Below are 24,676 nucleotides of genomic sequence, written 5' to 3'. Positions count from 1 at the left end.
CCGCTGCGCACCCCTTCAGAACCGCATCTCGACGCGTCCCTTGAGGGCGTGGTCTCTGGAGCGCTCGCCGATGGCGGCGGAGTAGGTCAGGCCGAGAGCGGTGGCCTGGGAGATGCGCCAGTCGAGCCCGGCCTCCGCCACCAGCGCCTCGCGGTCGATCCGGGCGGCGAAGACGCGCGCTGGCGTCGTGCCGGCGACGAAGGCGGTGCGGGCCTGCGGTGTGAGTTCGCCAAAACCATGACGCCAGCCGAGCATGGCGCGGGCGAACAGCGGCATCGCCCCGATCTGCGCCTCTGCGCGCAGGCCGAGCGTGGTGAAGCCGAGCGTCTGGTCGGAGGACAGGATCCGCAGGGCCGCAGCCCCGCCCCGCTCGGTGCCGGCATCGGTGCTGACGCGGATCAGCGCCAACTGGGCGAAGGGCTCAAGCGCGACCCCGCTGAAGGCGAAGGCATAGCCGAGTTCGGCGAACCCTTGCGTCACCGAGCCCGGACGCTGCAGGCGCAACAGGTCGCCGAAGCCGCGGATCGCGACCTGGCGGCGGATGTCGCTCTCCGACCAGCTGTAAGCAGCGCCGGCATCGAAGCGCAGGCTGCCGAAGCGGGCCCCGGCATAGAGCGCGGCATGGCCGCTCTCGAGCCTGCCGCTCGACAGGCGGGCGTCGAGATCAAAGCGCGACTGGCTGTAGCCGCCGGCGACGCCGACCTTGAGCGAGGAGCCGGGCGCGTCGTAGAGCATGACATCGGCCCCGAGCAGGGCACCGCCGCTGCGGCGGCTCAGGCTCGCGGCATTGCCGTCAGCGTCGGTGTTGCCGGTGCTGCCGAAGGCGGTGCCCCAGAACGCATAGCGCGGCTGCGGCAGCGGCGCCGGCATGACGGTCGCGCCCTTGCGGCCGGGCAGATCGGCCGAGAAGCTCGCCGCGACCTGCTGGCCGGGAGCGGTCAAGAGCGGGCCGCGCAGATGGCCCAGAATGGTGTCGCGCACCAGCCGGCTCTCGTCGATCATGACGCTGACGGCTTGCGCATGCGCCTCGCCCGAGAGCAGGTCGAAGCCGGCGCGCGCCTCGGCCGCCGTCGCCGAGATCAGCGCGTCATAGACCGGACTGCCGGCTCCCAGCCGCTCCGCCGCGATCGCGATGAAGCCCTGGTTGCGGGTCTGCGCGATGGATGTGCCCAACCCGTCATCGGGACCGAAGGAGTTGCTGTTGCGGGTCATGGTCAGCGTGACGTTCTGGCTGTCATAAGCCAGCGACGGCGTCAGGAAGGCGAGGTTCGAGGTGACGTTGCTGAAGCTGCCGCTGACCCCGCCCGCAGCGGTCAGGATCGTGTAGTTCGTGCTCGCGGCGTAGTTGCCGTTCTCGGCCAGCACCTGGACCGTGCCTCCCGCGAGCGTTGCCGAGCCCGAGGCGACGATCCTGTCGCTCTGCCCGGCCGCATTGACCTCCACCTGATAGGTCGAGCCCGAAGCGAACGAGACATTGCCCGCCACCGTCAGCGTCCCGATCGAGTTGCCGGGCGCCACCGTCGCGCCGCTGGCCACGCTGACCGCCCCGACCGTGCCGGAGCCGCCGAGCGTGCCGCCGTCGAGCGCCACCGAACTTGCGATCAAGCCGTTCACCACCAGCTTGCCGGCGGTGACCTTGGTGTTGCCGGTGTAACTGTTCGTCCCCGACAAGGTCAGCGTGCCGGTGCCGGTCTTGGTGACACCGCCCGTGCCGGTGATCGAGCCGGAGAAGGTAGTCGACGAATTGTTCGAGCCCGTCGTCAGGTTGCCGCTGCCGAGCGCGACCGTGCCGGCGCCGGCGAGCGAGGCGATCGTCTGGTTGAAGCCGGCGAAGTCGAGCGTCGCGCCTGATGCCACCGTGAAGGCCGAGTTCTGCGAGAACGAGCCGGATTGGCCCGCCCGCAGGGTGCCGCCCGAGACCGTCGTCGCGCCGGAATAGCTGTGGGTGTTCTTCAGCACCAAGGTGCCGGCGCCGGCCTTGGAGAACGAGCCCGTGCCCGAGAAGGACTGGTCGATGGTGAAGCTGTTGCCGGCGTTGGCAATGTCGAAGCCGCCGCCATTGGCGCCGAAGACGATGTCGCGCATCAGCCCGTGCAGTGTCGTCCCAGTCACCTGCAGCACGCCACCATCCAGCGTCAGCTTGCCCGAAGTCGCGCCAAGATTGCTCTCCGACGCGATGCTGATCGCACCGCCTGCGATCGTCGTCCCGCCGGAATAGCTGTTCTCCTGCGTCAGCGTCACCATGCCGCTGCCGACCTTCCGAAGCCCGCCGGCACCGCTGATCATATTGGTGATGGTGACATCGACGCCGCTGCTCTGGTCGAGCGTCAGCATGCCGCCGTTCAACTGGATGGCGCCGAACAGGCGAGCGGTCCCCGCCGTCTCGATCGCCAGCGTGTTGTTGCCCAAAAGCCAGAGGGCCTGGCCGCCGCTGCTGCCATTTCCGCCCGAGATCGAGCCGGTACCGGACAGGATGATGGTCAGGCCTTGGCCGACGACGCCCACTCCGCCAGCGCCCATGCTGCCCGGTATGATGCCCGAGCCTCCAGCGCCGCCATTGCCGCCGCGGACGGCGTCGTAGACCTTGATCGTGCCGCCGTTGACTGCATAGACACCGGCCCCGCCGGCCCCGCCCGCGCCGCCGCCGCCATTGCTGCTGGTGCCTCCCGTCCCGCCAGCGCCACCAATGGCGGGCTGAGAGACTGAGACCGTCGCGCCGCCCGTCACGAGCAGGCCATGTCCGCCGGCGCCGCCACTGCCACCGACGCTGCCGAAGCCAACGGCATTACCGCCATTGCCACCGCGTCCGCCGCGAAGGTCGTTGACGGTGTCCAGTGTCGTTCCGGCACCGCCGGTCACTGCCAGGCCATGGCCGCCGCTGCCGCCGCCGCCAGGGCCGTTTTGACTGTCGCCGCCATTGCCTCCGCTTCCACCGGTCGCTGCAAAATAGAGCGCGCCGAACGTGCCGGTGCCGGTGACCACGGCGCCCCAGCCGCCGGCGCCGCCGCCGCCGCCGCCGGAGGCCACCACTCCGGAGCTACCGCCATTGCCGCCATTGCCGCCAGTCGCTGCGGCAAGCGGTAGCCCTGAGCTGACGCTGCCATGGGCGCCGCCACCGCCGCCGCCGGAACCCGAACCGGGGAAAGCACTGCCCCCGCCATTGCCGCCGGCCCCGCTCGGCGCGGCTCCACCTGTGCCTGCCGAGCCGCCAGCGTAGCCACCAACGCCGCCGGTCTGGCCGGCACCGCCACCGCCACCGCCACCGGAGGTGCCAATACTGCCCGGGCCGCCGGCGGCCGTCTCCGAGTCGCCAGCGCCGAGGCCACCACCACCGCCACCGGCGCCGCCTTCAGCCATGACGGGGGACGTCGTGCCGAGCAGCCCGATACCGGCAGAGAGAAGGGTCAGGCCGACAAGAGCGGTCGATGTCTTGAGCGATCTGCGGCGCTTCGGCAGAGGCTCGTCGCGGAACGGGCGAGCACAGACCGGCAGCGCCGCGGCATCCAACAGACGCGATTTGCGCTGCCGCCGGATGCGTGCGGCCATCGGAACAAAGAAGAACGTCACGGGAATCCCCAGCCCAATTCTATCCGCAGGCTTAGCCAGCATCGCGCGCGAGGCAATGAACAGCCGTTCACATCCAGCCAATCCCGGCCTGCGTTGCAGATTTGCTGCATCCCGCCCCACGGAACGCCAATCTGATGCCGAACGCGACCGGACCGATCCCGCTGCCGTGGCACGGTCTTGCGTAACGGGAATGTGAGCCGTCGCCTGTCGCACGGCCGTTGGAAACTGCGCTGCGGTGACTAGCTCATCCCATGGGCGACTTGATCAGTCAGGAGATTGCCATGCTTTCGCGCAAGATTGCCGCCGTCGCGGCCGCGCTGCTGTTGTCGGGAGCGAGCTCCATGGCCTATGCCACCGAGCTCGGTGCCGAGAGCATCGTGCATGAGCAGATGCAGAACCAGCGTGCCCTCGCCGAGCAGGCGCAGTATCTCGCCTATCACGACCACTTCAAGGGCGTGGAAGGCCAGCCGGGCCGCGGCGCGGGCGTGCTGCCGCATCACAACTGAGCCTGGGACACGCTTCGGAAAAGGGGCCGCCGCAGCGGCCCCTTTTTCATGGCGCCTATCGAAACGCGCCTGAATCTGGAAAGACTGATCGCGGCGCATGCAGGAAGCGGGAACTGAGCCGGAACTGGCGCCGTTCGATAGGAATGCCTGAGATGCGGCCATGATCATCCGCCAGCTCGTCTATCTCGACGCCCTCGCTCGCGAAAAGCACTTCCGCAGGGCGGCCGAGGCCTGCCATGTCTCGCAGCCGACGCTCTCGGCCGCGATCGTCCAGCTCGAAGAGGAGCTCGGCGTGCTGATCGTCGAGCGCGGGCGCCGCTTCCAGGGCCTGACCCGGGAGGGCGAGGTCGTGCTCGCCCATGCCAGGCGCATGCTGGCCGAGGCCGAGCAGATGAAGGGCGCGATCGCCGAATTGCGCGAAGGCGTCAGCGGCAAGATCCGGCTCGGCGCCGTGCCGACTGCGCTGCCGATGATCGCCCACATCACCGCGCCGTTCTCGACGCGCTATCCCGGCGCCTCGCTCACCGTGCTGTCGCTGACCTCGACCGAGATCCAGGACGGCATCGATAATTTCGAGCTCGATGTCGGCCTGACCTATCTCGACAATGAGCCGCTCGAACGCGTCGTCTCCAAGCCGATCTACCAGGAAGCCTATGTGCTGCTGACACGCGAGGACGGCCCCCTCGGTGAACGCGAGACGATCACCTGGGCGGAGGCAGCGGCATTGAAGCTCTGCCTGCTCACCGCCGACATGCAGAACCGGCGCATCATCGACGGCATCTTCCGCTCGGTCGGGCACGCGCCCAAGCCGGCGATCGAGACCAACTCGATCTTCAACCTGTGCTCCCATGCCGGCATCCAGGGCGTCTCTAGCATCGTCTCCTCGCAATTGCTCGAGTTCTTCGGCGTGCCGCTCGGCACCAAGGCGCTGCCACTGATCGAACCCGACGCCAAGCGCACGATCGGCCTGATCATGGCCGATCGCCACCCCGCCGCGCCGCTCGCCCGCAACCTGCTGGCGATGTCCGGCGCAATGGTCGATGCAAGCCTGCCGCGGCGCCCGATCGTTAAATAGCCCGCAACTATCGAACCTGGCAGATGGTGACTGATCTCCACGCCGACGGGTGAAGACGGCCACCGCATCGCGCGGCGCCGGCCGGATTCACGACGAGTTTTGATAGATTGTAACTATCGTATAGTCGGAACAATCGATTTGAAATCATCCTAAACTTCGCCATCCTCCTACGAAACGCGCAGGCCGATTGAACGGTCGGCATGGAGGAGGGACGATGGTCCACTACCCAGCCTGGGACCAGGACGAGGCGCGCTCGATTGTGTCGGGCCTGTCTCATCTCGAAGGAGCCACCTTGCCGATCCTCCACGCGTTGCAGGAGGAGTTCGGCTATGTCGATCCGCAGGCCGTGCCGCTGATCGCCGAGGCGCTCAACCTGTCGCGGGCCGATGTGCACGGCACGATTTCCTTCTATCACGACTTCCGTACCGCTCCGCCGCCACGCAGGATCGTCAAGCTCTGCCGGGCCGAGGCCTGCCAGGCGCTCGGCTGCGACACGGTTGTCGATGAACTGGCGCGCGAGCATGGCATTGTCGTCGACGGTCATGGCGGGCCCGACAAGGCTGTGGTCGAGACCGTCTATTGCCTCGGCAATTGCGCACTCGGCCCCTCCGCTTTGGTCGAGGGCGAACTGCTCGGCCGGGTCGACGCCGACCGCATCGCCTCATTGTGCGGAGTGCAGCAATGAGCGCGGCGATCCGCATCTTCGTTCCGGTCGACGCCGCCGCCCTCTCGGTTGGCGCCGAGGCGGTGGCACAGGCTATCGCCAGGGAGGCGCAGGCACGCGGCACCGCCGTGGAGATCATCCGCAACGGCTCGCGCGGCATGCTCTGGCTCGAGCCGATGGTCGAGGTCGAGACGCCGGAAGGGCGCATCGCCTACGGTCCGGTCGCGGTTCGCGACGTCGCTGCCCTGTTCGAAGCCGGATTCCATGGCGGCGCGGTGCATGCGTTGCGGCTCGGCCCCGTCGATGAGCTCGATTGGCTGAAACGCCAGCAGCGCCTGACCTTCGAACGTGTCGGCGTCACCGATCCGCTCTCGCTCGCCGATTACCGCGCTCATGACGGACTCAAAGGCCTGGAGAAGGCGCTCTCGCTCACCGGTGCCGAGATCGTCGAGGAAGTCAGGCAATCGGGCCTGCGCGGCCGCGGCGGCGCCGGCTTCCCGACCGGGATCAAGTGGAAGACCGTTCACGACGCCAAGGCGACACAGAAATACATCGTCTGCAATGCCGACGAGGGCGATAGCGGCACCTTCGCCGACCGGATGCTGATGGAGGGCGATCCCTTCCTGCTGATCGAAGGCATGGCGATCGCCGCGATCGCGGTCGGCGCGACTAGGGGCTATATCTATCTGCGTTCTGAATACCCGCACGCCCACAAGGCGCTGCAGCGGGCGATCCTCAGGGCGCGCAATGCCGGGGTGCTCGGCGCCTCCGTGCTCGGCTCGGGCAAGGCCTTCGAGCTCGAGGTCCGTCTCGGAGCCGGCGCCTATATCTGCGGCGAGGAAACCTCGCTGCTGGAGAGCCTGGAAGGCAATCGGGCCATCGTTCGGGCGAAGCCGCCGATCCCTGCGCTGCAGGGCCTGTTCGGCAAGCCGACCATCGTCAACAACGTGCTCTCATTCGCCGCCGTGCCCTGGATTCTGACCCATGGCGCCAAGGCTTATGCCGATTACGGCATGGGCCGCTCGCGGGGCACGCTGCCGGTGCAGCTCGGCGGCAATGTCAGGCGCGGCGGGCTGATCGAGCTCGCCTTTGGCATCTCGCTGCGCGAGATCATCGAGGATATGGGCGGCGGCACGCTCTCGGGCCGCCCGATCCGGGCGGTGCAGGTCGGCGGTCCGCTCGGCGCCTATCTGACCGAGAAGCAGCTCGACACCCCGATGGACTACGAGGCGCTGGCCGGCATCAAGGCGATGCTCGGCCATGGCGGCATCGTCGTCTTCGACGACAGCGTCGATATGGCCAGGCAGGCCCGCTTCGCCTTCGAGTTTTGCGCCAAGGAGAGCTGCGGCAAGTGCACGCCCTGCCGCATCGGTGCGACCCGCGGCGTCGAGCTGGTCGACAAGATCATTGCAGGCACCGAGCGGCCGAAGAATCTCGCGGTTCTGCGCGACCTCAACAAGCTGATGACCGACGCCTCGCTCTGCGCCATGGGCGGGCTCACGCCGATGCCGGTGATGAGCGCGCTCAACCATTTCTTCGAGGATTTCGACCGCCCGCCAGCGCCGAAGCTGCCGCTCGCGGCCGAGTGAGGAGACATCGATGAGCCTGATCAAGGAAATCGATTTCGGAACGCCGATCCGGGTCGCCGAGACCACGGTGACTCTGACCATCGACGGCGAGAGCGTCACCGTTCCGGCCGGCACCTCGGTGATGGCGGCGGCGATGAGCCTGGGCACCAAGATCCCGAAGCTCTGCGCCACGGATTCGCTCGAACCTTTCGGCTCCTGCCGGCTCTGCCTGGTCGAGATCGAGGGCCGACGCGGCACACCCGCTTCCTGCACGACGCCGGCCGAGAACGGCATGGTCGTGCGCACCCAGTCGGAGAACCTGGCTTCGCTGCGCAAGGGCGTGATGGAGCTCTACATCTCCGACCATCCGCTCGACTGCCTGACCTGCTCGGCCAATGGCGACTGCGAATTGCAGGACATGGCCGGCAGCGTCGGCCTGCGCGAGGTCCGCTATGGCTATGACGGCGAGAACCACGTCAAGCCGCTGGCGATGGAGGGCTATGCCAACGAGAACTGGCTGCCAAAGGATACCTCGAACCCCTATTTCACCTACGATCCCAGCAAGTGCATCGTCTGCAATCGCTGCGTGCGCGCCTGCGCCGAGGTGCAGGGCACCTTCGCTCTGACGATCACCGGCCGCGGCTTCGACTCGCGCGTCGCGGCGGGGCCGACCGATTTCCTCGGTTCGGAATGCGTCTCCTGCGGCGCCTGCGTCCAGGCCTGTCCGACGGCGACGCTGATGGAGAACAAGGTGATCGAGCTCGGCCAGCCCGAGCATTCCAAGGTCACGACCTGCGCCTATTGCGGCGTCGGCTGCTCGTTCAAGGCCGAGATGCAGGGCGACCGCGTCGTCCGCATGGTGCCCTACAAGGACGGCAAGGCGAACGAGGGCCATAGCTGCGTCAAGGGCCGCTTCGCCTGGGGCTATGCGACCCATCAGGACCGCATGACCAAGCCGATGATCCGCGAGCGGATCATCGATCCCTGGCGCGAGGTCTCGTGGGACGAGGCGATCAACTACGCCGCCAGCGAGTTCAAGCGCATCCAGGCCAAGTACGGCCGGGAATCGGTCGGCGCGATCACCTCGTCGCGCTGCACCAACGAAGAGGTCTATCTCGTCCAGAAGCTGGTGCGCGCCGGCTTCCGCAACAACAATGTCGATACCTGCGCCCGCGTCTGCCATTCGCCGACCGGCTACGGCCTGAAGACGACGCTCGGTACATCCGCCGGCACGCAGGACTTCAAGTCGGTCGAGCAGGCCGACGTCATCCTGGTCATCGGCGCCAACCCGACCGACGGCCACCCGGTCTTCGCCTCCAGGATGAAGAAGCGCATCCGCCAGGGCGCCAAGGTCATCGTCGCCGACCCGCGCCGGATCGACATGGTCAAGTCGCCGCACGTCAAGGCCGAGTACCATCTCCAGCTCAGGCCCGGCACCAATGTCGCGCTGATCAACGCCCTCGCCCATGTCATCGTCACCGAGGGGCTGATCGACGAGGACTATGTCCGCGAGCGCTGCGACCTCAGCGATTTCGAGATCTGGGCCCGCTTCGTCGCCGAGGAGCGCAACTCGCCGGAGGCGAGCGAGCAGTATACCGGCGTGCCAGCGGCCGATCTGCGCGCCGCGGCCCGGCTCTACGCCACCGGCGGCAACGGCGCGATCTTCTACGGCCTCGGCGTCACCGAGCACAGCCAGGGCTCGACCATGGTGATGGGCATGGCCAACATCGCCATGGCGACCGGCAATATCGGGCGCGAGGGCGTCGGCGTGAACCCGCTGCGCGGCCAGAACAATGTCCAGGGCTCCTGCGACATGGGCTCGTTCCCGCATGAGTTCACCGGTTACCGCCATGTTTCGGACGATGCCACGCGCGACATGTTCGAGAAGCTCTGGGGTGTCGAGCTCGATGCCGAGCAGGGCTTGCGCATCCCCAACATGCTCGACGACGCGGTCGGCGGCAGCTTCAAGGGGCTCTATGTCCAGGGCGAAGACATCGCCCAGTCCGATCCGAATACCCAGCACGTCACGGCCGGTCTCGCCGCGATGGAATGCGTCGTCATCCAGGACCTGTTCCTGAACGAGACGGCGAAATACGCCCATGTCTTCCTGCCGGGCTCCTCCTTCCTGGAGAAGGACGGCACCTTCACCAATGCCGAGCGCCGCATCAACCGCGTCCGCCAGGTGATGATGCCGCTCTCCGGCAAGGCCGAGTTCCAGGTCACGATCGACCTGGCGCGGGCACTCGGCCTGGAGATGAACTACAGCCACCCGAGCGAGATCATGGACGAGATCGCCCTGGTGACCCCGACCTTCGCCGGCGTCAGCTACGCAAAGCTCGACGAGCTGGGCTCGGTGCAGTGGCCCTGCAACGACAAGGCGCCGCTGGGCACGCCGCTGATGCATGTCGACCGCTTCGTGCGCGGCAAGGGCAAGTTCATGATCACGGAATACGTGCCGACGCAGGAGCGCACCGGCCCGCGCTTCCCGCTGATCCTGACCACCGGGCGCATCCTCTCGCAATACAATGTCGGCGCGCAGACCAGACGCACCGAGAACCAGGCCTGGCATGACGAGGACGTGCTGGAGATCCACCCGTTCGACGCCGAGAGCCGCGGCATCAAGGACGGCGACCTCGTCGCGCTCGCCAGCCGCTCCGGCGACATCTCGCTGCGCGCCGAGATCTCCGAACGGATGCAGCCGGGCGTGGTCTACACCACCTTCCACCACGCCTCGACCGGCGCAAACGTCATCACCACCGACTTTTCCGACTGGGCGACCAACTGCCCGGAATACAAGGTCACGGCGGTCGAGGTCCGGCGGACGAACTATTACTCGCAGTGGCAGGAGCGCAATCGCGAGGAGGACATCTCGCTGCGCCTGATCGCGGGACGCCTGCCCGATGCCGCGGAATAGCCCGCCCGCCCAGCCGCCGGCGAGCCATGCCGCCGCGGTCCGGATCGTGCGTTTCGACGCAGCCGCCATCGACGCCAGCGCCGAGGTCGCGGTCGAGTCGCCGGTCAACATCGTCTACGGCAACATGCCCTATGCGGTGATGATGACGACGCCGTCCGATCTGGAGGACTTCGTCGCCGGCTTCTCCCTGACCGAGGGCATCATCCGCAGCGTCGACGAGATCAGGGCGATCACGGTGGCGCCGCGGGACGAGGGCATCGTCGCGACCGTCGAACTGGCTCCCGGCCGCTTCCGCGAGCATCTGGCGCGCCGTCGCAACCTCTCCGGCCGTACCGCTTGCGGCCTCTGCGGCGTCGAGACCCTGACCGACCTGCCGACCGCGGAGGCGTCAGGCGGCATAGTCACACCGGTCGCGGCGGAGGCGATCGCCAGGGGGCTCGCCGAGCTGGAACAGCACCAGCAGCTCAACCGCCTGACCCGCTCGGTCCATGCCGCCGCCTGGTGCGATCGCGAGGGTGCGATCCTGGCGGTGCGCGAGGATGTCGGACGCCACAACGCCCTCGACAAGCTGATCGGCGCCCGTCTGCGCGCCGGCCAGGATGCGAGCGAAGGCTTCGTCCTGGTCACCAGCCGCGCCTCCTTCGAGATGGTCGAGAAGGCGGCGATCTTCGGCGCCGGCACCCTGGTCGCGATCTCGGCCCCGACCTCGCTGGCGATCGAGCGGGCGAAGGCGCTCGGCCTGACATTGGTGTGCATCGCGCGTTCTGATTCCGCGACCGTCTTCGCCGGGCGCCTGGCCGACACCGTGGAGAGCGTGACGAGATGAGCGTAGCTGCAAGCAGCGAGGCGACAGCCAAGGATCATGCGGGCGAGAACCTCGCCAAGCTCGCCTTCATGGCGAACCAGATCGGCGACTTCTTCAAGGCCTATCCCGAGGCTGAGGCAGTCGCAGCGATCACCGACCACATCAACCAGTTCTGGACCAAGCGCATGCGCGAGGATTTCCGCACCGGCTTTGCGCAGGATGCGTCGGTGCTGTCGCCGCTCGTGCGACAGGCGCGGGACAAGGTCAGGCCTGCGCCGGTGGCCTGAGCCTCCCGCTCGCGCCATCAGGCGGCGTCAGTGATGCAGGATCTCGCCTAAAAAGGCGCGGGTGCGAGCATGCGCCGGCGCCCGGAAGAAGCTCTCGGGATCGTTCTCCTCGACGATCGCGCCGTCGGCCATGAAGATGACGCGGTCCGCCACCTGCCGGGCAAAGCCCATCTCATGGGTCACGCAGATCATGGTCATGCCGTCCCGGGCGAGCGAGACCATGGTGTCGAGCACCTCCTTGACCATCTCCGGATCGAGCGCCGAGGTCGGCTCGTCGAACAGCATCGCCTTCGGCTCCATGCACAGCGCCCGCGCGATCGCGACGCGCTGCTGCTGGCCGCCGGAGAGCTGCGCCGGGTATTTTGCCGCCTGATCGCCGATCCGGACCCGCTCCAGATATTTGCGGGCAGTCCCCTCCGCCTCGGCGCGCGAGAGGCCGCGCACCCGCATCGGCGCCAGGATGCAGTTCTCCAGCACCGTCTTGTGCGGGAACAGGTTGAACTGCTGGAACACCATGCCGACCTCGCGGCGCACCGCGTCGACCGCCTTCTGGCTGTCGTTCAGCCGATGGCCGGCGACGGTGATCTCGCCGCTCTTGATCGATTCAAGATGGTTGATGCAGCGGATCAGCGTCGACTTGCCCGAGCCCGAGGGGCCACAGAGCACGATCTTCTCGCCCTTGGTCACGTTGAGATTGACGTCCTTCAGGGCATGGAAGGGGCCATAGTATTTCTCGACATGCCGCATCTCGATCATCGGCGCGGCAGCGCCTTTGGTGCTGTTGGGCTCGGTCATGGTCATCACCTCATTTCGCCGCCGCGGCCGCCATCTTTTGCTCGAGCCTGCGGCCCCAGAGCGAGAGCGGCCAGCACAGGGCGAAATACATCGCCCCGACCACGCCGAAGACGAGCAACGGCTTGTAGATCTGGTTGGACACGATCGTGCCGGCCCGGGTCAGCTCGATGAAGCCGACGATCGCGGCGAGCGAGGTCCCCTTGAGCAGCTGCACGAGGAAGCCGACGGTCGCCGGCAGCGACAATTTGAAGGCCTGCGGCATGATCACGTCGAACATGCGGCTGCGGGCCGGGAGGCCGAGTGCATCTGCCGCCTCGCTTTGGCCGCGTGGCACGGCCTGGATCGCGCCGCGCCAGATCTCGCCGAGGAAGGCCGAGGCATGCGCCGTCAGCGCCACCGAGACGGCGGCCCAAGCCGGGAAATCGAAGCCGAGCAGCGGCAGGCCGAAATAGGCGACGAACAATTGCATCAGCAGCGGCGTGCCCTGGAACAGGCCGATCCAGCCGATCGCCGGGATCCGCAGCCAGGGCGAGGCCGAGACCCGCATCAGGGCGACGATGACGCCGAAGATGATGCCGCCGGCGAAGCCGATCGCGGCAAGCAGCAAGGTCCAGAGCAGGCCCTGCAGGAGATAGGTGAGTTCCTGGACGCCCATCCCATCCTCCTCAGCGCTGCGGATAATTGAAGGCGCGCCGGCCGATCGCCGCGAGCAGCCACATCGTCACCAGCGAGATCACCAGATAGATGCCGGTGAGGGTGAAATAGACCTCGAAACTGCGGAAGGTTTCCGCCTCGATGCGCTGGCCGACCGAGGTCAGCTCATAGGCGGAGATCGAGGTGCAGATCGCCGTGGTCAGCGTCAGCAGGATGAACTGGCTCGACAGCGACGGGTAGATCGCCCGCAACGCCGGCTTCAGCACGATCAGCCGGAAGACCTCGTGCTTGTGCAGTCCGAGCGCCAGGCCCGCCTCCGTCTGACCCTTCGGCACGCTCTCGACACCGCCGCGGATGATCTCGATCGCGTAGGCGCCGCCATTGACCCCAAGCGCGAGGATGGCCGTCAGCGTCGGGTTGAGGCGGATGCCGGCGAGCGGCAGGGCGAAGAACAGGAAGAAGATCTGCACCAGGAACGGCGTATTGCGCACGATCTCGATGAAGGCGTTGACCAGGAGCGAGGGCAGCCGCAGCTGCATCCTCAGGATGACCACGCCGAGGACGCCGATGATCATCGCGAGCGCCATGCCCGAGAACGCGAGGAACAGGGTTCCCAGCGTGCCCAGGAGCAGCGATTGCCAGGCGCCGGTCACGACGCTGAAATCGAGTGTCATCGGTCCTCCCCTCCCGCGTAAGCTTTTGTTTTATTGATTTGTCTTCATGCGAGCCGGACGCAGCGTCGCTTGAAGATGCTCTACTCGTCCCAGGCGGGCTCCCACTCGAAGCGGGAATAGCGCTGGCCGCGGGCGAGCCCGTGGATCGCCGCCATGTCCTCCGGCGACAGCTCGAAATCGAATATGTCGAGATTGGCGCGCATGTTCTCCGGGCGGGCCGAACGCGGGATCGCTCCGACCCCGTCCTGCTGGACCAGCCAGCGCAGCGTCACCTGCCCGGCGCTCTTGCCGTATTTGCGCCCGAGCGCCTTGAGCAATTCGTTGTCGAAGACCTTGCCGCGGGCGATCGGCTGGTAGGCGTTGAGCAGCATGCCGGCCTGCCGCATCCGGGCGAGCAGTTTCTGCTGCGACAGGAAGGGATGGTACTCGACCTGGTTGCAGAACAGCTCGGCCTTGTGCACGTCGAGCGCCTCGTCGAGCAGCGCGACCGTGAAATTGCTCACGCCGATCAGGCGGGTCCGCCCCCGGCTCTTCTCCGCGGCGTAGGCCGCCAGAGTCTCGCCGAGCGGGATGTCCTTTGCCGGCCAATGGACCAGCAGGAGATCAACCTGGTCGAGCCCGAGCCGCTCCAGGCTCTCGTCGACGCGCTGATGGACCGTGTCGGGCTGAAGGTCGTTGAACCAGATCTTGGTGGTGACGAAGAGCTCGCCGCGAGGCACGCCCGAAGCCCGGATCGCCCGGCCGACCTCGACCTCGTTGCCATAGCGGATCGCTGTGTCGATCTGGCGATAGCCGAGATCGATCGCAGCGCGGATCGCCGCTTCGCCGGCCAGCCCGGTCAGTTCGAAGGTGCCGAGCCCGAGGGCCGGGATGGCTTCGCCCTGGATCGTCTTCATCATCGGGGACGTCATCGGGTCATCTCCGCCATGGCCCGCAAGGCGAGCCGGTAGCCATAAGCGCCGAGACCGGCGATGACGGCGGTCGCGGTCCGCGAGACCAGGGATTTATGGTAGATGTCCTCGCGCTGATGGATGTTCGAGATATGCAGTTCGATCTTCGGCCGATCGAACATCTTGAGCGCATCGAGGATCGCGATCGAGGTGAAGCTGTAGCCGGCCGGGTTGATGATGATCCCGGCCGCCTTGGTCCGGGCCGCGTGGATCGCCTCGATGATCTCGCCCTCGAAATTCGACTGGCGGAACTCGATCGCGAGGCCGAGCTCGGCCGCATCCGCCTGGCACCAGCCGCGGATCTCGTCCAGCGTCGTGTGGCCGTAGATTTCCGGCTCGCGCTGCCCCAGCAGATTGAGGTTCGGCCCGTTCAGGATGAAGATCGTCCGCATTCCCGTCCTCCGCGACAGCGGTGAGGCCGGCGCGGCGGCGGAAACCGCCGCGCCCATGCCTGTGTTGGCGTATGAGGGCCTTGTTGTGTGAAGGGCTTGGCCGCCCTTACTTGGCGACGGTGAAGGGCACGCCCTCGACCGTGGCGGGGAAGGTCGGCAGCGGCTGGGCCAGCCACTTCTGGCTGATCTTCTCGAGCCGGCCATCGGCAGCGATCTTGTCGATGAACCCATTCAGCCAGGTGTTGATCTCGGCATCGCCAAGCTTGGTGGTGACGCCCTGCCACTGCTCGTTGAAGACGAGCTTCTGCTCGTAATCATTGCCGGGCGAGGCCCTGTCGAGATTGATCTTGTAGGTGGTGTTGCCGCCGATCGCGTCGACCTGCCCGGAGACGAGCGCCTGCATGGTCGAGCTGTCGTCATCGAAGCGGCGGATGTTCGGGACATCGCCGAGCAGCGTGGTGATCGCCTTGTCCTGGGCGGCGCCGCGCGGCACGCCGATGCGCAGGCTGCGGGCGTCCTCGATCTTCTCGATCTTGTTCTTCTTGCTGGAGAGCAGGATGATCTTCAGGCCGGAATAAGGCTTGGAAAACTGCACCGCCTTGGCGCGGTCGGGATACATCCCCATCACCGCCATCTGCAGGTCGACCTTGTTGGTCAGGAGGTTCGGGATGCGGGCGGCGACCGCGTTCGGCACGAACTCGACCTTGACGCCAAGCTCCTCGCCGATCAGCCGGCCGACATCGACGTCATAGCCGATGTTCTGGCCGCTGGCGTCGATCGAGCCCCAGGGCGCCTGCTCGCCCATCACGCCGATGCGGATGACGCCGGCCTTCTTGATCTTCTCAAGCGCCTGCGCGTCGGCCTGGGATACGGTGCCGAAGAGCCCGAGACCCGCGACCATCGCGAGCGCGGCACGGCGCGAAAACTTGCCCAACATGATGTCCTCCTCCGAGTTGTTGTGTCGTCACCAGCTCCTGCCGCCGCGATGGTCTTGTGGTGGCCGCTCCGGGCCCCGTTTTCGCGACGGCAATCTCCTTGATCGGCTTGTGTGCTCTCCCCTCCGGCCCGCTCATGCCGCCGGCGCGAGCGCGCGGTAATGCGCCAGCGTCCGGGCGATGCCGTCTTGCAGCGAGGTCCGCGGGATCGCCCCGAGGACCGCCTCGAACGGGGTCGGCGCGATCTCAGCCGCCATCGGCACCGGCGGCCCGTCGAAGCCGATCCGTGCGCCCGGCACTTCCGCCTCGATCGCCGCGATGACCTCTGTGACGTCAGCGGTACCGCCGATCAGCGAGAAGGCGTGCGCCCCCGTGATCGGCCTCGTCGCCGCCGCCGCGAAGGCCGCGGCGACATCGCCGACGAAGATCAGGTCCTGTGCGCCGGAATAGTCGATAGTGAAGGGCTGTCCGACCGCGGCGGCGCGGCAGGCGAGCGTCGGCCCGGCGGTCAGCCCGATCTCGCGGCCCGGCCCGTAGACGATGGTCGGACGCAGGCCGACGCTGGCGATGCCGTCATCGTGCCAATAGGCGCGGGCGCAGCCCTCGGTGGCGAGCTTGAAGGCGCCGTAATGGGTGATTGGCTCCGGCCTTGCGCCGTCATCCGGCCCGAAGACCGCGCCGCTGCTGGCATAGGCGACCTGCGCGATGCCGTTGGCCTTGGCCGCGGCGAAAACGTTGAGCGTGCCGATCAGGTTGACCTGCGCACCGAGCACGGGGTCTGCCTTGCAGGCCGGCGTCAGCAGGGCGGCAAGATGGATGATGGCGGAGCAGCCGCGCGCCGCCTGCACAAGCGCCGCAGCATCGGTGATGTCGCCCTGGACCCATTCGACCTGCTCGGCCAATTCGCCGGCGATCTCGCGCAGCACGCGCCGATCGGCCGAGCGATCGAAGATCCTGACGGCGTGACCGTCCTGCGCCAGGCGCTTCAGTATCCAGCCGCCGAGGAAGCCGCCGCCACCGGTGACGAGGATGCGCGTCATGTCCGCACCTGCCCGTTTGCGTCCTGCATATCCTCGCTGGTGAGGCTGAAAGCGGTCTCGTAGAGGTCCACCACCGGCGCGGCCAGCGTACCCGTCGCGATCGCCAGGCGCTCGATCTCCGGCCGGGCCGCTTCAAGCCCGGCACGCTGCGAGCCCTCGACCAGGATCACCGCGTCAAAGGCCTTCTCTGCCATCGCGCTGCGTATTTCGGTCTCGCGAGTACGCACGCTCGAAACCTCTGAGCGGGCGATACCGAGATGGACGCAGGACACGCCGGGCAGCGCCAGGATCGCATCGACGAGCGCCTGCGCACGCTCCCTCAATGCGGTCTCGGCGCCCGGATGCGCGAAATCGAAGCGGATGGTCGCCATGCTGCCGCCATCGCCATGGCCGGCGCTCGCGACCCGCTGGCAAGCGACACGCAGAAAATTCTGGAAGCTCGGCGCCACCGCCGCCGTCCACGGCGTCGGATTGTTCAGCCGGGCGAGATAGCCGGGCGAGCGGAAGACCTCGAGGTCATCGCCGGCATAGATCGTGCCGAAGACATAGCGGGCGGCGTCCGGCGCATGCAGGCGCTTGCCCGTCCGGAAGCCCGGCACCGAGAGGCGTTCGGGCATGTGCTCCCGGGTATGCCACTCGATATATTCGCCATGCTGGCCCTCGGCGATGTCGTGCCAGATCGCCAGGAAAGCTGAACCTTTCAGTCCCATCTCGTCCGTCTCTCGAGCCTCCCGCCACCAGCCAGCCTGTACTCGGCAGCTTGACAACGGGACCGTTTCCTCAACAACTAGCCCACTAGAATGTTAGTATGTTGGATGAGTCAAGCGGTTAATCGTTGGCGATCCGACAGGGGAGGAAGACATGCAGGCAGCGGAAACGGCTCGGGTCGCGATCGTGACCGGGGGAGCGGGTGGATTGGGCTTCCCGATCGCCGAGCGGCTCGCCGCCAAGGGGCACAAGGTCGCGATCTGGGATATCGACGCCGGCCGGGCCGAGCAGGCCGCGGCGAAGCTGCCGAACGCCAGGGGCTACAAGGTCGACGTCACCGATGCCGCCGCGGTCAGCGCCGCGACCGAGAAGGTCGTGGCCGATCTCGGCCCGCTCGGCATCCTCGTCACCTGCGCCGGCCATAACGGCCCGCTCGCTCCGTTCGCGGAGTATCCGGCCGAGGGCTGGCGCTTCGTCATGTCGCTCAACCTCGACGCCGTCTTCCATTGCTGCCAGGCGGCGGTGCGCGAGATGCTGAAGACCGGCTATGGCCGCATCGTCAATCTCGCTTCGATCGCCGGCAAGGAAGGCAACCCGAACGCCGTCGCCTATTCCGCCTCGAAGGCCGGCGTGATCGGCCTGACCAAGTCGATCGGCAAGGAGCTGGCCGCGACACCGATCGTGGTGAACTGCGTGACCCCGGCTGCGATCGAGACCGAGATGCTCAACCAGCTGACGCCGGAGTTCAAAGCCTTCGTCACCGCCAAGATCCCGATGGGCCGTCTCGGCCAGGCGGAGGAGGTCGCGGCGCTGGTCGGCTGGCTCGCCTCGGAGGAGTGCTCGTTCTCGACGGGCGCGGTCTTCGACATTTCCGGCGGTCGCGCGACCTATTGAGGATTTCGCCGTGCACCAACGCTACCCCCTGTCGCTCGCTTATCTGACTGTCTTTGGCTGCCCGCCGGTCGAGCATGTGCAGGCCGCCGCCGCGGCCGGATACGACGCCGCCGGCCTCAGGCTGATCGCGCCGCATGGCCTCGAGCTCGCCCACCCGATCGTCGGCGACAAGGCGCTGATCCGGCAGATCACGGCAGCGGCCGCCGATCTCGGCGTCAGCTTCCTCGACGGCGAGGTCTTCACCTTGCTGCCGCAGACCGATGTCGAGACCTGGCTGCCGGTGATCGAGACCGCGGCCGAGTTCGGCATGCCGATCATGCAGATCACCTCGGAAGATCCCGAGACATCGCGCGCCGCCGACAATCTCGGACGGATCGCCGATGTCGCCAGCAGGCACGGCATCAAGATGGCGATCGAGTTCATGCGCTGGCGCGCAGCCGCGACGATCGAGGACGCCGCCGCTCTGGCAAAGGCCTCCGGCCGCGACAATGTCGGCATCCTCCTGGATGCGCTGCATCTGTCGCGCTCGGGTGGCAGTCCGGCAAGCGTCGCGGCGCTGCCCGGAGAGCTCATGCTCTATCTCCAGCTCTGCGATGCGCCGGCCATGCAGCCCGCCAGCGATGCGGACGCCGTCGCCGAGGCGCGCGGCGCGAGGCTGCTACCGGGCGACGGCGATCTCTGGCTGAAAGAGCTGATGGCGCAGCTGCCGCACGACATCTGGATCAGCGTCGAGACCCCGCATGAGAGCGTCGCGGGGCTGAGCTTCACCGAGAAGGCAAAGCGGGGGATGCAGGCGACGCGGGCATTCCTCGATTCGCTTGTGACGTGATCACTTGCAACTTGACAGAAAGCCGCCTGCCGGAAGACCGCTCTTCTGACTGACACTACAGGGTTGCGGATACCGTTCGCCTCGTTCGGGACGAGCCGGCATCCGATGGGGTCGAGGAGGTCCACACAGTGGATGCAAGGCCACGAGGGCTGTTGACGGCGCGCGTCACCGAGCGGTTGCGCCGGGCCATTCTCGACGGCGAGGTCGAGCTCGGTGACGCCTTGTCGGAGGACAAGCTCGCCTCCCGTCTCGGGGTCAGCCGCAGCCCGGTCCACGAAGCGCTGACCGCGCTGGAGCAGGAGGGCCTGATCGACATCCGGCCGCAGCGCGGCAGCTTCGTCTTCCTGCCGACGCGGGAGGATATCCAGAATCTCTGCGAATTCCGCCGCATGGTCGAGGCGGAGGCGCTGAGCCTGGCGATGGCCCGCAAGCGAAGGGAGACCCTCGCCGCCATGACGGCAGCCGCCCGCAAGATGCAGGAGGCGATCCTGGCCGAGGACCACTATGGCAGCGCCAATGCCGACACCGAATTCCACCTCGTGGCGATCGAGAACAGCGCCAATCCCTATCTGATCAACGCCTATCGCCTGATCTCCAGCAAGGTTTCGGCGCTGCGCTCGCACCGCTCGACCGCCTCGGTGAGGAACGAGGCGAGCGCCGAGCATGTCGATATCATCGGAAAGCTTGAGAACGACGACCTGCCGGGTGCCCTGGCGGCCCTCAACACGCATATCCTGAAGATGGCCAAGCGCTACGATGTCGAGCCGATGCCGGGCCGCAGGGCGACGGGGCGCGGGGCCCGCAGCTCCTCGCTCGACCAGTTCAGTCCGCTGCTGGATTGAGCGGCTGCCGAGCCCTCAGCGCTGCCAGGGCATCAGCCGGCGCTGCAGCCATTGCAGGCCGTAGGTCAGCAGCACGCCGAGCGCCATCACCACGACGAGGCCGGCATACATCTTCTCGGGGTTGAGCACCTCCCAATAGTAGAAGGTGATGTAGCCGACGCCCTGCTTGGCTCGCACGAACTCGACCGAGATGATCACGATCATCGCCGTTCCCAGCGCGATGCGCAGACCGGCGAAGATCACCGGCATGGCGCCGGGCAGGATGACATGGCGCAGCATCGACCAGCCGCGCGCCCCGTAATTGCGTCCGGCCATCAGGTAGACGTTGTCGATGCCGCGGACGCCGGCCATCGTGTTGATCGCCATCAGGATGAAGACCGCGAGCGCGACCACGACGATCTTCGGCGCTTCGCCGAACGGATCGGCGAACATCAGCATCACGATCGGGAAGATCGCGATCTTCGGCAGAACATAGATCGCCGACAGCGTCATATCGAGCATCAGCCGCACCGTCTGGTTCATACCCATCACGACGCCGAGCAGCACGCCGGGGATAGCGCCGAGGAGGAAGCCGCCGAGCACGCGCCCGACCGTCGCCAGGAGATGGCTCTCCGATAGAAGCTTCCAGACCCCGGCCATGCCATCGGCAGCATAGACCTCGGGGATCAACCAGGGGCGTCCCAGCAGGCTGGTGCCGGAGAAGCGGTCATAACGCACCGTCAGGTCCCAGAGTCCGGCGGCGATGCGCGAGGGCTGCGGGAACCAGGTGGTGTTGAGCAGGCCGTAATCGCCGGCGAGTTGCCAGGTCAGCAGCACCAGCGCCGGAAAGCCGAAGGCGAGCGTGCGCTCATAGACGCCCCTGCCCCGCACCGGCACGAGCCGGCCGGCACGCTCGCCGATCAGCACCAGCAGGATGAAGCTGAGGCCGATCGCCGGCCAGGCGAAGTCGCGCCACAGCCCGAGGAAGCCGAGCAAGGCATGCGCCGCCAGCCCGCCGGCGACGAGCAGGATCAGGGCGCGCTTGTCGTTGCTGCCGGCGGTAGCGCGCGCGATGGCTTGCTGGCCGGTCTCGATCTCGTTGGCGGAGGTGATGGTCATGGCCGCGCCTCCATCGCCCGTGTCACCTCGGCGCTGAGCTTCTCCCAGATCGCGGCGCGGTATTCGGCGAAGGCCGGCAGGTTGGTCGTCGCGATGCTGCGCGGGCGCGGCAGGTCGATCCTGAAGGTCGCAAGGTGCCGGCCGGGCTGGGCGCTCATCAGGATGACGCGGTCGCCGAGCAGCACGGCCTCGTCGAGACTGTGGGTGATGTAGAGCACGGTCTTGCGCGTTTCCTCCCAGATCCGCAGCAATTCCTCCTGGATGACGACCCGGGTCTGGGCGTCGAGCGCGCCCAGCGGCTCATCCATCAGCAGCACCTCGGGATCATTGGCGAGCGCCCTGACGATGCTGACGCGCTGCTTCATCCCGCCCGAGATCTGGTGCGGATAATAGTCCGCGAATTTGGACAGGCCGACGCGGTCGAGCCAGAAGCGGGCCGTGTCGAGCCTTTGCTTGCGCCCGATGCCACGCATCTGCAGGCCGAAGGCGACATTGTCGGCGAGCGTCTTCCAGGGGAAGATCGCATATTCCTGGAAGACGACGCTGTTCAGCGGCTTACCCGCATCCGCGCCGGGCCGGATCGCGATCGCGCCTTGCGAGATCGATTCCAGTCCGGCGACCATGCGCAGGAAGGTCGACTTGCCACAGCCGGACGGGCCGACGATGCAGACGAATTCGCCATCGGCGACGTCGAGCGAGAAATCCTCCAGCGCGACCATGACCCCATCGACTGTGGGATAATGCTTGCTGACGTTGCGCGCGCCGATCTTCGGCGCGGCCGCGGCCTGAATGACGCTCGTCATCGCATGGCCCTCCAGGCAGGCGGCGGGCCCCTCCTCACTTGGCGGGAGCGGCCTTGCCGAGGGTCTCGATCGCCTTGCCGACGAAGCGCTCGTCGACGACCTTGGCCATGTCGAGCGGCTTCTCGTATTCGGTGCGGCCGTTCTCGCGATGGACGCGCTCGATATCGGCGAGGCCGGAGGTCGGGATCGCCATGTTCGGATCGAAGACGATGGCGCCGCCGCCCTTGATCGCCTCCGCCGTCGACGGCGTGAACTTGAGATAGGCGTCCATATTGGCCTGCGAGAGATAATCGACGCCCTGCATCAGCCGGGCCGCCTCGGCCATCGCCAGCACGAAGCGCTCGGCCACCTCCGGCCGCTCCTTGAGGAACTTGCCGGAAGCGACGAAGGCGACCGTCATCAGCCCGGGCGTGATGTCCTGCACCAGGAGCTTGCCGGTGCCGGCCTTGAGGATCTGGTCGGAATAGGGCGAGGAGGTCAGCACCGCATCGACAGATTTGCCCTCCATCGCCGCCGGCATGTCGGCATTGCCGACATTGAGCAGTTGCGCGTCGCGCAGGGAGAGCTTGGCGCTCTCCAGCGCCTTGCTGACGAAATACTCGCCGCCGCTACCCGGCCCGCCGGCCGCTGCGATGCGCTTGCCCTTGAGGTCGACGACGCTCTTGACCGCACCGCTCTCGATCAGGTCCGTGCGGACGATCAGCTTGGTCGGCCCGTCCGTCATCGGGTCGAGCGCGCCGGGCGCGATCACCCGGATGTCGAGCCCGCGATTCCAGGCCGACCAGAGCGAGGCGACGATCGCGATGCCGCCGACATCGACCGAGCCCTTGTCGAGGAAGGCGATCGCCTCGGTGCCGGACTTGACGCTGTCGAGCTTGACGTCGAGCCCGTATTTCTTGAAGAGCCCGCGCGCCTCGGCGACATAGGCGGTGGCGAACTTGGTGATCGGCACATAGGCGACGCGCACCGCCTGCGGCGGGTCGAGCGGCTTCAATGCCGGCGCCTGCGCCAAAGCGGGCGAGACCCCGGCAAGGCCGAGGAACAGGGCGGCACAGGCGCTGCGCCAGCGGGCAAATCCAAACGACATCCTCAAATCCTCCCTCGGCCGCGGCTTGGTGCCGCCCTCCCATTGATCCCCGACAAGCTTCTTCGGCCTGCTCAGGAGCTCTCGTCAACCACGCGACGGACGCGGCCAGTGGATGCTCATCCCTCCGCCATCGCGGGGACATCGTTGAGATAGACGCCCTGCACCTTCAGCGCGGCCCTGAGATCGGCGATCGGCACCTCGCTCGGCGCCAGCGAGCGGTCGGCAGCGATCGCCGCGGCGATGCCGGCAGCCTGGCCGGTCAGCCAGCATTGCGGGATCTCGCGCATGAAGGAATGGCTGGTGGCGTCGCAGGAGAGATGCCGGCCGGGCGCCAGCAAGCCGTCGACGTCGCGCGGCACGATCGCGCCATAGGGCACCGAGACATTGGGGAATTTCGGCGCAAGCGAGGGCGAGACGCCGATCTCGTCGGGCGCCACCGCGCCGTCCCAGTTCTTGCGCGTCAGCTTGCCGCGCCCGGCGAGCCGCCGGCCATGCCGCACGCCGAGCTGCGAGCCCGACAGCATGATGAAGGCGCCGGAGAAGCCCGGCGCATGGGCGCGGTAGAAGGCAAGGTGCTCCAGCATCAGCCGGTGGCTCCGGATCTCGACCTCGGAGAGGTCCTCGACCTTGAGCGCCGAATAGCCGGCGAAGCGCGGCCCCATGAAGACGGCGATGTCGTCGCGCCAGGACACCGAGGGCTTGTCGAAGAAGCCCAGCGCCTCGCGTCCCTGCGCCATGAACTGGGTGAACTGCTCGGGCGTCTGCGCCCGGAAGCGCAGGAAGGCCTTCATGTCGACGCCGCCGAACAGCCAGGAGGTGTTCATGCAGCCATGGATGTCGCGGCTGTCGACCTCGGTGTCATAGGCCGAGCCTGCGCCGGCATAGAGATCGCCGTCGCCGGTGGCATCGACCGTCACCCGGGCGAGGATGGCGCGCCGCCCCTCCTTGCTCTCGAAGGCGCAGCCGGCGACCCGCCGCCCTTCCATGATCGGGCTCGCGCCCCAGCCGTGGAAGATCGGATGGACGCCAGCCTCCAGCACCATGGCGAGCGATTCCGCCTTGAGCCATTCCGGATCGAGCGTCGGCGCATGGGTCACCGTGCCGTTGAAGGCGGCATTGCGCTGGCCCCAATAGGCGACGCGCTCGGGATCATGCGACCCCCACTCCGCCGGCTCCGGCCCGGCGATCTTGTCGCGGGTCAGGCGCGACAGCACTTCCTCGGCAAAGCCGCGGATGACGTGCCGGCCCTGCCAGTCGCTCATCCGGTCGATCCAGATGACGAGCCCGCCGGTCGAGAGCCCGCCGAGATGGTTGTAGCGCTCGAGCAGCACGACATCGGCGCCGAGCCGTGCTGCCGCGACCGCGGCCGCCGTGCCGGCCGGCCCGCCGCCGACGACCAGCACGTCGCATTCGGTATGGACGGGAAGATCGCGCGCCGACTCCGCGACCGTCTTGTCGGACGGCCTGCGGCGCTCGAATTTCTGCGTGTCGAAGGTCTCGGAGCGGAAGAACAGCCGTCCTCCCTCGCCTTCCATCGATCCCATGATGCGTTTCCCTGGCGGCTCATGACCGGACATCGTCGCGAGATG

Annotated in this window: 23 protein-coding genes; 10 read left to right on the top strand and 13 right to left on the bottom strand. The window is 67.3% G+C overall.

Features of this window, described 5'->3' with window-relative positions:
* Positions 1–15: 15 nt before the first annotated feature.
* Positions 16–3,567 (bottom strand): autotransporter outer membrane beta-barrel domain-containing protein, encoded by a 3,552-nt coding sequence (locus AC3WLC_RS02410; RefSeq protein WP_493682338.1) that lies wholly within the window; start codon positions 3,565–3,567, stop codon positions 16–18.
* A gap of 281 nt (positions 3,568–3,848) precedes the next feature.
* Between AC3WLC_RS02410 and AC3WLC_RS02405 the strand changes: the two genes are divergently transcribed.
* The 7 genes from AC3WLC_RS02405 to AC3WLC_RS02375 all read left to right on the top strand — a co-directional run bounded on the left by AC3WLC_RS02405 (position 3,849) and on the right by AC3WLC_RS02375 (position 11,386).
* Positions 3,849–4,073, top strand: coding sequence for a hypothetical protein (locus tag AC3WLC_RS02405; RefSeq protein ID WP_493682337.1), 225 nt, complete (start codon positions 3,849–3,851; stop codon positions 4,071–4,073).
* Between the two features lie 160 nt (positions 4,074–4,233).
* Entirely contained in the window at positions 4,234–5,148 is a 915-nt protein-coding gene (locus tag AC3WLC_RS02400) for a LysR family transcriptional regulator (protein ID WP_291674096.1), read from the top strand.
* 214 nt (positions 5,149–5,362) lie between these two features.
* The gene (locus tag AC3WLC_RS02395; RefSeq protein ID WP_493682336.1) at positions 5,363–5,833 is read left to right on the top strand and encodes an NAD(P)H-dependent oxidoreductase subunit E; all 471 of its coding nucleotides are present in this window, start codon (positions 5,363–5,365) and stop codon (positions 5,831–5,833) included.
* Positions 5,830–7,401, top strand: coding sequence for a formate dehydrogenase beta subunit (locus tag AC3WLC_RS02390; protein WP_493682335.1), 1,572 nt, complete (start codon positions 5,830–5,832; stop codon positions 7,399–7,401). Before AC3WLC_RS02395 ends, AC3WLC_RS02390 begins: the two co-directional genes overlap by 4 nt.
* Positions 7,402–7,411: 10 nt before the next feature.
* Positions 7,412–10,294, top strand: coding sequence for a formate dehydrogenase subunit alpha (gene fdhF / locus AC3WLC_RS02385; RefSeq protein WP_493682334.1), 2,883 nt, complete (start codon positions 7,412–7,414; stop codon positions 10,292–10,294).
* Positions 10,281–11,120 carry a formate dehydrogenase accessory sulfurtransferase FdhD gene (gene fdhD, locus AC3WLC_RS02380; RefSeq protein WP_493682333.1) on the top strand — a complete coding sequence of 280 codons (840 nt, stop codon included), beginning with the start codon at positions 10,281–10,283 and terminating at the stop codon, positions 11,118–11,120. The genes fdhF and fdhD overlap by 14 nt, the downstream gene beginning before the upstream one ends.
* A complete protein-coding gene (locus AC3WLC_RS02375) occupies positions 11,117–11,386 on the top strand; it encodes a formate dehydrogenase subunit delta (protein WP_493682332.1) in 270 nt (89 codons plus the stop codon). Before fdhD ends, AC3WLC_RS02375 begins: the two co-directional genes overlap by 4 nt.
* Positions 11,387–11,413: 27 nt before the next feature.
* On the opposite strand, the gene AC3WLC_RS02370 is transcribed toward AC3WLC_RS02375, so the two are convergent.
* From AC3WLC_RS02370 to AC3WLC_RS02335, 8 genes are all read right to left on the bottom strand, one after another.
* Entirely contained in the window at positions 11,414–12,181 is a 768-nt protein-coding gene (locus AC3WLC_RS02370; protein WP_493682331.1) for an amino acid ABC transporter ATP-binding protein, read from the bottom strand.
* A gap of 10 nt (positions 12,182–12,191) precedes the next feature.
* A complete protein-coding gene (locus tag AC3WLC_RS02365) occupies positions 12,192–12,836 on the bottom strand; it encodes an amino acid ABC transporter permease (protein ID WP_493682330.1) in 645 nt (214 codons plus the stop codon).
* Between the two features lie 10 nt (positions 12,837–12,846).
* A complete protein-coding gene (locus AC3WLC_RS02360; protein WP_493682329.1) occupies positions 12,847–13,509 on the bottom strand; it encodes an amino acid ABC transporter permease in 663 nt (220 codons plus the stop codon).
* Between the two features lie 80 nt (positions 13,510–13,589).
* On the bottom strand, positions 13,590–14,420 hold the full coding sequence (locus AC3WLC_RS02355; protein ID WP_493682328.1) for an aldo/keto reductase: 831 nt from the start codon (positions 14,418–14,420) through the stop codon (positions 13,590–13,592).
* Entirely contained in the window at positions 14,417–14,851 is a 435-nt protein-coding gene (aroQ, locus tag AC3WLC_RS02350) for a type II 3-dehydroquinate dehydratase (protein WP_493682327.1), read from the bottom strand. The genes AC3WLC_RS02355 and aroQ overlap by 4 nt, the downstream gene beginning before the upstream one ends.
* 106 nt (positions 14,852–14,957) lie before the next feature.
* A complete protein-coding gene (locus tag AC3WLC_RS02345) occupies positions 14,958–15,788 on the bottom strand; it encodes a transporter substrate-binding domain-containing protein (protein ID WP_493682326.1) in 831 nt (276 codons plus the stop codon).
* A gap of 132 nt (positions 15,789–15,920) precedes the next feature.
* Entirely contained in the window at positions 15,921–16,826 is a 906-nt protein-coding gene (locus AC3WLC_RS02340) for an NAD-dependent epimerase/dehydratase family protein (RefSeq protein WP_493682325.1), read from the bottom strand.
* Positions 16,823–17,536 carry a hypothetical protein gene (locus AC3WLC_RS02335; RefSeq protein ID WP_493682324.1) on the bottom strand — a complete coding sequence of 238 codons (714 nt, stop codon included), beginning with the start codon at positions 17,534–17,536 and terminating at the stop codon, positions 16,823–16,825. Before AC3WLC_RS02335 ends, AC3WLC_RS02340 begins: the two co-directional genes overlap by 4 nt.
* Before the next feature lie 151 nt (positions 17,537–17,687).
* Here AC3WLC_RS02335 and AC3WLC_RS02330 point away from each other — a divergent pair, with 151 nt between their 5' ends.
* The 3 genes from AC3WLC_RS02330 to AC3WLC_RS02320 all read left to right on the top strand — a co-directional run bounded on the left by AC3WLC_RS02330 (position 17,688) and on the right by AC3WLC_RS02320 (position 20,099).
* Entirely contained in the window at positions 17,688–18,428 is a 741-nt protein-coding gene (locus tag AC3WLC_RS02330) for an SDR family NAD(P)-dependent oxidoreductase (RefSeq protein WP_346360523.1), read from the top strand.
* Between the two features lie 10 nt (positions 18,429–18,438).
* A complete protein-coding gene (locus tag AC3WLC_RS02325; protein ID WP_493682323.1) occupies positions 18,439–19,257 on the top strand; it encodes a sugar phosphate isomerase/epimerase family protein in 819 nt (272 codons plus the stop codon).
* Positions 19,258–19,409: 152 nt separating this feature from the next.
* Positions 19,410–20,099, top strand: a complete 690-nt coding sequence (locus tag AC3WLC_RS02320) for a GntR family transcriptional regulator (protein ID WP_493682322.1) — start codon at positions 19,410–19,412, stop codon at positions 20,097–20,099.
* A 15-nt stretch (positions 20,100–20,114) separates the two neighbouring features.
* Here AC3WLC_RS02320 and AC3WLC_RS02315 read toward each other — a convergent pair whose 3' ends face one another.
* The 4 genes from AC3WLC_RS02315 to AC3WLC_RS02300 all read right to left on the bottom strand — a co-directional run bounded on the left by AC3WLC_RS02315 (position 20,115) and on the right by AC3WLC_RS02300 (position 24,631).
* Complete coding sequence (locus AC3WLC_RS02315) at positions 20,115–21,197, bottom strand: ABC transporter permease (RefSeq protein ID WP_493682321.1); 1,083 nt, start codon at positions 21,195–21,197, stop codon at positions 20,115–20,117.
* Positions 21,194–22,000: an ABC transporter ATP-binding protein gene (locus AC3WLC_RS02310; protein ID WP_493682320.1), complete on the bottom strand. Its 807-nt coding sequence runs from the start codon at positions 21,998–22,000 to the stop codon at positions 21,194–21,196. Before AC3WLC_RS02310 ends, AC3WLC_RS02315 begins: the two co-directional genes overlap by 4 nt.
* Before the next feature lie 34 nt (positions 22,001–22,034).
* Positions 22,035–23,087: an ABC transporter substrate-binding protein gene (locus AC3WLC_RS02305; protein ID WP_493682319.1), complete on the bottom strand. Its 1,053-nt coding sequence runs from the start codon at positions 23,085–23,087 to the stop codon at positions 22,035–22,037.
* A 116-nt stretch (positions 23,088–23,203) separates the two neighbouring features.
* Complete coding sequence (locus AC3WLC_RS02300; RefSeq protein ID WP_493682318.1) at positions 23,204–24,631, bottom strand: FAD-dependent oxidoreductase; 1,428 nt, start codon at positions 24,629–24,631, stop codon at positions 23,204–23,206.
* Positions 24,632–24,676: the final 45 nt, after the last annotated feature.

Source organism: Allobosea sp. GW821-FHT03A12 (genome assembly GCF_058986765.1).
The sequence above is the reverse complement of the archived record's forward strand: the minus strand, read 5'-3'. Positions and strand labels throughout refer to the sequence as shown.